The sequence below is a fragment of the Streptomyces sp. NPDC055078 genome (assembly GCF_053607985.1).
Map to the genome: position 1 here is coordinate 1 of NZ_JBSGUP010000476.1, position 6354 is coordinate 6354.

The 6354-nt window shown below is 71.3% G+C and carries 6 protein-coding genes; 4 read left to right on the plus strand and 2 right to left on the minus strand.

Annotated features, from left to right (window positions below; translation table 11 throughout):
• Together ACWF94_RS29680 and ACWF94_RS29685 are read right to left on the minus strand one after the other, a co-directional pair.
• The coding region (locus ACWF94_RS29680; protein WP_453495191.1) for a hypothetical protein at positions 1-1306 on the minus strand (1306 nt) is incomplete at its 3' end.
• A 284-nt stretch (positions 1307-1590) separates the two neighbouring features.
• The gene (locus ACWF94_RS29685) at positions 1591-2331 is read right to left on the minus strand and encodes a GntR family transcriptional regulator (RefSeq protein WP_453495194.1); all 741 of its coding nucleotides are present in this window, start codon (positions 2329-2331) and stop codon (positions 1591-1593) included.
• A gap of 255 nt (positions 2332-2586) precedes the next feature.
• Here ACWF94_RS29685 and ACWF94_RS29690 point away from each other — a divergent pair, with 255 nt between their 5' ends.
• From ACWF94_RS29690 to ACWF94_RS29705, 4 genes are all read left to right on the plus strand, one after another.
• Positions 2587-3918 (plus strand): MFS transporter, encoded by a 1332-nt coding sequence (locus ACWF94_RS29690; protein ID WP_453495197.1) that lies wholly within the window; start codon positions 2587-2589, stop codon positions 3916-3918.
• A 66-nt stretch (positions 3919-3984) separates the two neighbouring features.
• Positions 3985-4749: a LamB/YcsF family protein gene (locus ACWF94_RS29695; RefSeq protein WP_453495200.1), complete on the plus strand. Its 765-nt coding sequence runs from the start codon at positions 3985-3987 to the stop codon at positions 4747-4749.
• Positions 4746-5369 (plus strand): 5-oxoprolinase subunit PxpB, encoded by a 624-nt coding sequence (gene pxpB, locus ACWF94_RS29700; protein ID WP_453495203.1) that lies wholly within the window; start codon positions 4746-4748, stop codon positions 5367-5369. Before ACWF94_RS29695 ends, pxpB begins: the two co-directional genes overlap by 4 nt.
• Positions 5366-6256: a 5-oxoprolinase subunit C family protein gene (locus ACWF94_RS29705; protein ID WP_453495206.1), complete on the plus strand. Its 891-nt coding sequence runs from the start codon at positions 5366-5368 to the stop codon at positions 6254-6256. The genes pxpB and ACWF94_RS29705 overlap by 4 nt, the downstream gene beginning before the upstream one ends.
• The last annotated feature ends 98 nt before the right edge of the window (positions 6257-6354 follow it).

Here is a 6354-nt window from a genome sequence, read left to right on the forward strand (position 1 = left end):
GGCGGGCCTCGGCGAGGAGGCCCGACAGGCGCCGGGGGGCGTCGTGCTCCAGATCGAGGAGGGCCAGGGCGCTCACCAGCTGCTCCTCGCTGAAGCGGCTGTCGTCGGGGGTGGCGATCAGATCCGGCTCGGGCATCTCGGCGCCGAGGTGTTCGCGCTCCACGGGCGGGGTGAGCAGCAGATCGACCAGGTCCCCGACGCGTACGGAGGAAGGGGTGCGCAGTCCGGCGCCACGGGCGAAGAACGCGTCCGTGACGCGGATAGCCGATTCCAGCGGGAGCGGCAGCAGCGGCGCCATGAGCTGCCCGTAGAGATCGAGTCCGGTCAGCTCGGAGGGGCGGGCGAATGCCTGGCGGTCCTGCTCGGCGCGGAACAGCGGGCCGGCCTCCAGCAGGCGGGACTGCAACTGCGTATGGCGGCGGATGCAGTCCTTGACGATATCGACCAGCTCGGCGGCGCGGCGCCGGTGCTCGGGGTCCTCGGCCTCGTCGCGCGCCTTGCGGATGTTGGTCAGGATCGCGTTCTCATGGCGGTAGCGGTCGGCGACATGGTCGAGCGCCTCGGCGATCATGTCGGGCACGGTGTTCAGCCAGTCGACCGCGCGGACGTTGCGCCGGGTCGCCTCCAGGGTCCTGCGCAGCGTCTCCGCGTACTGCACGGTGCGGTAGCGGGCCTGTTCGGCTGCGAGTTGGGCGTCGGCGAGCCGGCCGCGGCTGATGAGGACTTCCAGCTTGACCTCGGCCGCGATCTGGGCGCTCGTAACATCCGTGTCGAGCGCGCCGACCAGGACGTTGACCGCTTCGTCGGTGGTGCGGAGATAGACGCTGCCGCCGTAGCCGGGGACTTCCTCGATGAGCTTGAAGTCGTAGTCACGGCGGGTGTAGACGCCGTCGGTGCCGAAGGTGCCGTACACCGCGCGGAATCCCCGGTCCACGCTGCCCACATTGATCAGGTTCTCCAGCACCCAGCGGGCGACCCGCTCATGCTCGGCGACGGGGCGCCGCAGGGCCTGGGCGGCGATCCTGGGCAGCAGCCTGGCGACTATCTGGTCGTGGTCGGCGCCGGTGTCGAAGTCCATGTTCAGCGTGACGAGGTCGATGGCCGCGAGGGCCACCTCCGCCATCGCGTACACCGTGTACTCACCCGCGAGATTCGCCTTGCGGGCGTCCAGGTCGTGCAGCGGCGCGGTGCACGCGAGCGCGCGCAGCCGCCGCGCGAGCCCTTCGTCGGCGGCCGGGCCCTGGGCGGGGCGCGGCCCCGCGCTGAGCTGGGGCGGAACGGAGTCCGTCGAGGCAGGCGAAGTCACGTTGCACAGATTAGGTCCTCGCACTGACAACGGTCGAAACGGCGCAGAAGCCACCGTTCCGCGTCACCCGTGGATTCGCCGGAGCATCACCCGGGGCACGGGCCAGGCAGCTTCGCCGATTCCGTTGGCCTGCCTCTCCGCACGGGCCGCCGGGCCGCCAGGGCCCGCCTCCGCGACTCGCCCGCGACTCCCGCCCCTTGCCCCCGGCCTGTTCCCGTTTTATCCCTGTTTTATCCCCGTTCTCCCCTCTGCGTTCTCCCCTCTGCTCCCCTACGCCTCTTCCTCTACGCCTCTTCTTCGCCAGGGGCCACCAGATGCGCGTATGTCTCCACCATCCGCTCGCGGGAGTCGTTGAGGTAGGAGGCGAGCAACCGCTCCGCGCCCGTGCGGTCGCCCGCCCGCAGCGCTTCGAGGATGGCGCGGTTGCGGACGAGGAAGGGCTGGTGCAGCCGGCGCGGGTCGTCGACGACATGGAACGCGAGCCGCAGTTCGGCCAGTACGCCGCGCATCAGTTCGTCGGTGCGGACGCTTCCGGCGAGCGCGACCAGCTCGCGGTGGAAGTGGATATTGGCGGTGGAGACGCCCCGCCAGTCCTGTTCGCGCTCGGACTGCTCGCCGCCGCTGACGGCCGCGTCGAGCTTGTCGAGCGGGTACGGCGGCTCGCCGAGTCCGTGCACCACGGCGCATTCGACGAGCTGACGGGTTCGATAGATATCGGCCACATCCTGGACGGCGAGCATCCGCACGAAGACCCCGCGGTTGAGCCGGTGGACGAGCAGTCGCTCACGCGTCAGCAGCCGGAACGCCTCGCGCAGGGTGTTGCGCGAAACCCCGAGCGCCTTGCCGATGCTGTCCTCCGACAGCCGCTCCCCCGGCTGGAAGTAGCCCTCCGCGATCCGGGTGCTCAGGATGTCCGCGACCCGTTCCGCCGTGCTGGTGCGGCCGAGCAACACGCGGTCGTCGGCCAGCCCGCCGGCCCCGCCCGCCTCAGCGGTCCCGTCGGTGTACGGCTCCGTCGTCCCCACAGCGCCCCTCTCCTCCCGCTGGTCACCTGACCGGCGCGACCTCCATCGTAGAACGAAGAACGAACCAACAAACCTCTTGTGGGATCGTTCAACGATCCTCTACCTTGATGTCATTGCACGAGTAGCCCGGTCCGGATGGGCCAGTGATGGGCCACTGATGGGCCGAAGGGGCCGATGAGTGGACCGCAGGGATCGAAGAACCGCACAGATCGGCGCACACCACGACAGCACCCTCTCCATTTCTGCGAGGTGCAGATGAGTACGACGCAGACTCAGTCGAGCCAGGGCGAGCACCCCTCGAACAGCTCAGACAGCTCGGACAGCTCAGACAGCTCGGACAGCGAAGTCACCACCGACACCGGTGCGTTCACCTGGCTGCGGGCCCTCGGTCCGCGTGGCCGTCGCGCCTTCACCGGCGCGTTCGGGGGCTATGCCCTCGACTCGTACGACTACTTCACGCTGCCGCTGAGCATGGTGGCGATCTCCGCGTACTTCAGCCTGGACAACGGACAGACCGGGCTGCTGACCACCGTCACCCTGGTGGTTTCGGCGGTGGGCGGCGCGCTCGCCGGTATCCTCGCGGACCGGATCGGCCGGGTGAAGGCGCTGATGGTCACCGTGATGACCTACGCGGTGTTCACCGTGGCGTGCGGCTTCGCTCCCAACTACGAGACGCTGCTGGTCTTCCGCGCCCTCCAGGGGCTCGGTTTCGGCGGTGAGTGGGCGGTCGGCGCGATTCTGGTCGCCGAGTACGCCACCGCGAAGCACCGGGGCCGCACGCTCGGTGCCGTGCAGAGCGCGTGGGCGGCCGGCTGGGCTCTGGCGGTGATCGTCTACACCCTGGTCTTCGAGTTCCTCGACGCGGACACCGCCTGGCGGGTGATGTTCTGGACGGGCGCGCTGCCCGCGCTGCTCGTGGTCTATGTCCGGCGCCATGTCACCGACGCGCCCGAGGCCGCCGCCCGGCGGGCCGCCAGCACCGAGCGCGGATCCTTCCCGGCGATCTTCAAGAAGGATCTGCTGCGCGTCACCTTATGGGCGACTCTCCTGTCCACCGGTGTCCAGGGCGGCTACTACACACTCGCCACCTGGGTACCGACCTATCTCAAGACGGAGCGCGGGCTGACCGTCGTCGGCACCGGCGGGTATCTGGCGTTTCTGATTTCCGGCGCCTTCATCGGCTATCTCACCGGCGGATTCCTCACCGACCGCATCGGCCGGAAGCGGAACATCGCGCTCTTCGCGGTTCTCTCTGCCGTCGGGGTGCTCGCGTACACCAACATCCCTTCGGGGGCCAATGGGCTGCTGCTCGTCCTCGGCTTCCCGCTCGGGTTCTGTATGTCCGCGATCTTCAGTGGTTTCGGCTCCTTCCTCAGCGAGCTGTACCCGACCGCTGTCCGGGGCACCGGGCAGGGCTTCACCTACAACAGCGGGCGCGCGGTGGGCGCTTTCCTGCCGACCCTGGTCGGATTCCTCTCCGACAGCTGGGGTGTGGGCGGTGCGCTCGTGCTCGGGTCCGTCGGCTACGGTCTCGCTGTCGTGGCGCTGCTCGGCCTTCCCGAGACGCGGGGCAGGGAGCTGCTGTGAACCCCCATCCCTGAGCCCTGGCGGGCTCGAAGCGGCCACAGCGGCCACAGGAACGAGGAGGAGTACATGACCTGGGCGTCCATCGATCTCAACGCCGATCTCGGCGAGGGCTTCGGCCACTGGCGGCTCACCGACGACGAGCAGCTCCTCTCCGTCGTCACCAGCGCCAATGTCGCCTGCGGCTTCCACGCGGGGGACGCGCCCACCATGCGGCGGGTCTGCCGGCTCGCGGCCGAACGGTCCGTCCGGATCGGTGCCCAGGTCTCCTACCGCGATCTCGCCGGCTTCGGTCGGCGCTCCATGGACGTCCCGCCCGACGAGTTGGCCGCCGAGATCGCCTATCAGATCGGGGCGCTGACGATATTCGCCAAGGCGGCGGGCTCCCGGGTCTCGTACGTCAAACCGCATGGCGCGCTCTACAACCGCGTGGTCCACGACGAGGAGCAGGCCGCGGCCGTCGTCGACGGGGTGCTGCTCTCGGGCGAACGGCTGCCGCTGCTGGGACTCCCCGGCTCCCGGCTGCACACCATGGCGGAGAAGGCGGGACTGCCCGTCATCACCGAGGCGTTCGCGGACCGCGCGTACACCGCCGATGGCACGCTGGTCCCGCGCGGCGAGGCGGGCGCGGTGCTCACGGACCCGGCCACTGTCGTCGAACGGTCCGTCAGCATGGCCCGGTTCGGGATGGTCACTTCTCGCTGCGGGAAGTCCGTCCCGGTGCGGGCCCGGTCGCTGTGTCTGCACGGCGACACCCCGGGGGCCGTGTCGCTGGCCCACCGGGTGCGCCGTCAGCTGGAGGCCGCAGGCGTCCGGGTGGAGTCGTTCGTATGAGCGCGCGCACGCTGCCGGTCGGCGACCGGGCCCTGCTGGTGGAGCTGGCGGACGGGGAAGAGGCCGGGGCGTTCCATGCCGAACTGCTGCGCCGCCGGGACGCGGGCACCCTCCCGGCCGTACGGGAGATCGTGCCGGCGGCCCGGACCGTACTCCTCGACGGACTCGACGACCCGGAACAGTGGGCGAGAGCCCTCACGGAGTGGGTGATTCCGCCGCTCCAGGCGGGGGTGGAGGCCGTCATCGAGGTACCGGTCCGCTACGACGGGCCCGATATCGGGGATGTCGCCGCGCTGTGGGGGGTGAGCGAGGGCGAGGTGGTGGCGATCCATTCGGCGGCCGAGTTCCGGGTCGCGTTCTGCGGGTTCGCGCCCGGCTTCGGTTATCTGACCGGGCTGCCCGCTCGGTACGCGGTGCCGCGCCGGTCGACCCCGCGCACCTCGGTCCCCGCCGGATCGCTCGGCCTCGCCGGTCCGTACACGGGCGTCTATCCCCGCTCGTCCCCGGGCGGCTGGCAGCTGATCGGCACCACGGCCCTGGAGCTGTGGGACTCGGGGCGCAAGCCCGCCGCACTGCTCTCACCAGGGGTTCTGGTGCGATTCGTTCCGGAGGAAGGATGACCGACCACGCCATCGCGGTCGTCCGGGCCGGGTCCCTGACCACCGTGCAGGACCTGGGCAGGTCCGGTCACGCCCATCTCGGGGTGCCGCGCTCGGGCGCGCTCGACCCGCGCGCCGCCGGGCTCCTCAACCGGCTGGTGGGCAATCCGGAGAGTGCGGCGCTGCTGGAGACGACCCTCAACGGCTGTGCCGTGCGCCCGCGCCGAGCGGTGACCGTCGCCGTCGGCGGCGCGCCGTGCCCGGTCACGGTCGACGGACGGCCGGTGGCGTGGGGCGCCCCGGTGCGGGTGGCGGCCGGATCGCTGCTGGAAGCGGGGTGGGCCACCTCGGGGGTACGCGCCTATCTGGCCTTCGCCGGCGGTGTCGCGGTCGACCCGGTGCTCGGCAGCCGGGCCACCGATCTGCTCTCCGGCCTCGGTCCCCCGCCGCTCGCGGACGGTGTCGTCCTGCCGCTCGGAAGACCCGTCGGCCCGCCCGCGGGGACGGACGGCGGCCCGCCCGCGGGGATGGACGGCGGAGCGCCCTGGCCCGGCCCGCCCGCCGAGTTGATCCTGCGGGTCCGGTTCGGGCCGCGCGCCGACTGGTTCACCGACGGCGCGCTGCGCACTCTGACCGCCGGGGCCTACGAGGTGTCCGCGGCGAGCAATCGCATCGGTCTTCGGACCCGGGGCCCGGCGCTGGAGCGGGCGCGCGGCGATGAACTGCCCAGCGAGGGCGTGGTGCTGGGGGCGGTCCAGGTGCCGCCGGACGGCTGTCCGGTGGTCTTCCTCGCCGACCATCCCACCACGGGGGGCTATCCGGTGGTGGCGGTCGTCGACGAGCGGGACCTCCCGGCGGCGGCGCAGGCCGTGCCGGGGACGCCCGTCCGGTTCACACCCGTGCGCTGATCCCCATCCGGTTCATACCGGTCCGCTGGTCGTGCGGCGCGGGGTGGGAGGGGGCTCCGCGGCGCCCGGGAGGCGGGTGTCCGGCTGGGTCCGGGGCC

Coding starts and splice junctions, on each gene's coding strand:
- pxpB (WP_453495203.1), top strand. CDS start 4,746: ATGAGCGCGCGCACGCTGCCGGTCGGCGACCGGGCCCTGCTGGTGGAG.
- ACWF94_RS29705 (WP_453495206.1), top strand. CDS start 5,366: ATGACCGACCACGCCATCGCGGTCGTCCGGGCCGGGTCCCTGACCACC.
- ACWF94_RS29690 (WP_453495197.1), top strand. CDS start 2,587: ATGAGTACGACGCAGACTCAGTCGAGCCAGGGCGAGCACCCCTCGAAC.
- ACWF94_RS29695 (WP_453495200.1), top strand. CDS start 3,985: ATGACCTGGGCGTCCATCGATCTCAACGCCGATCTCGGCGAGGGCTTC.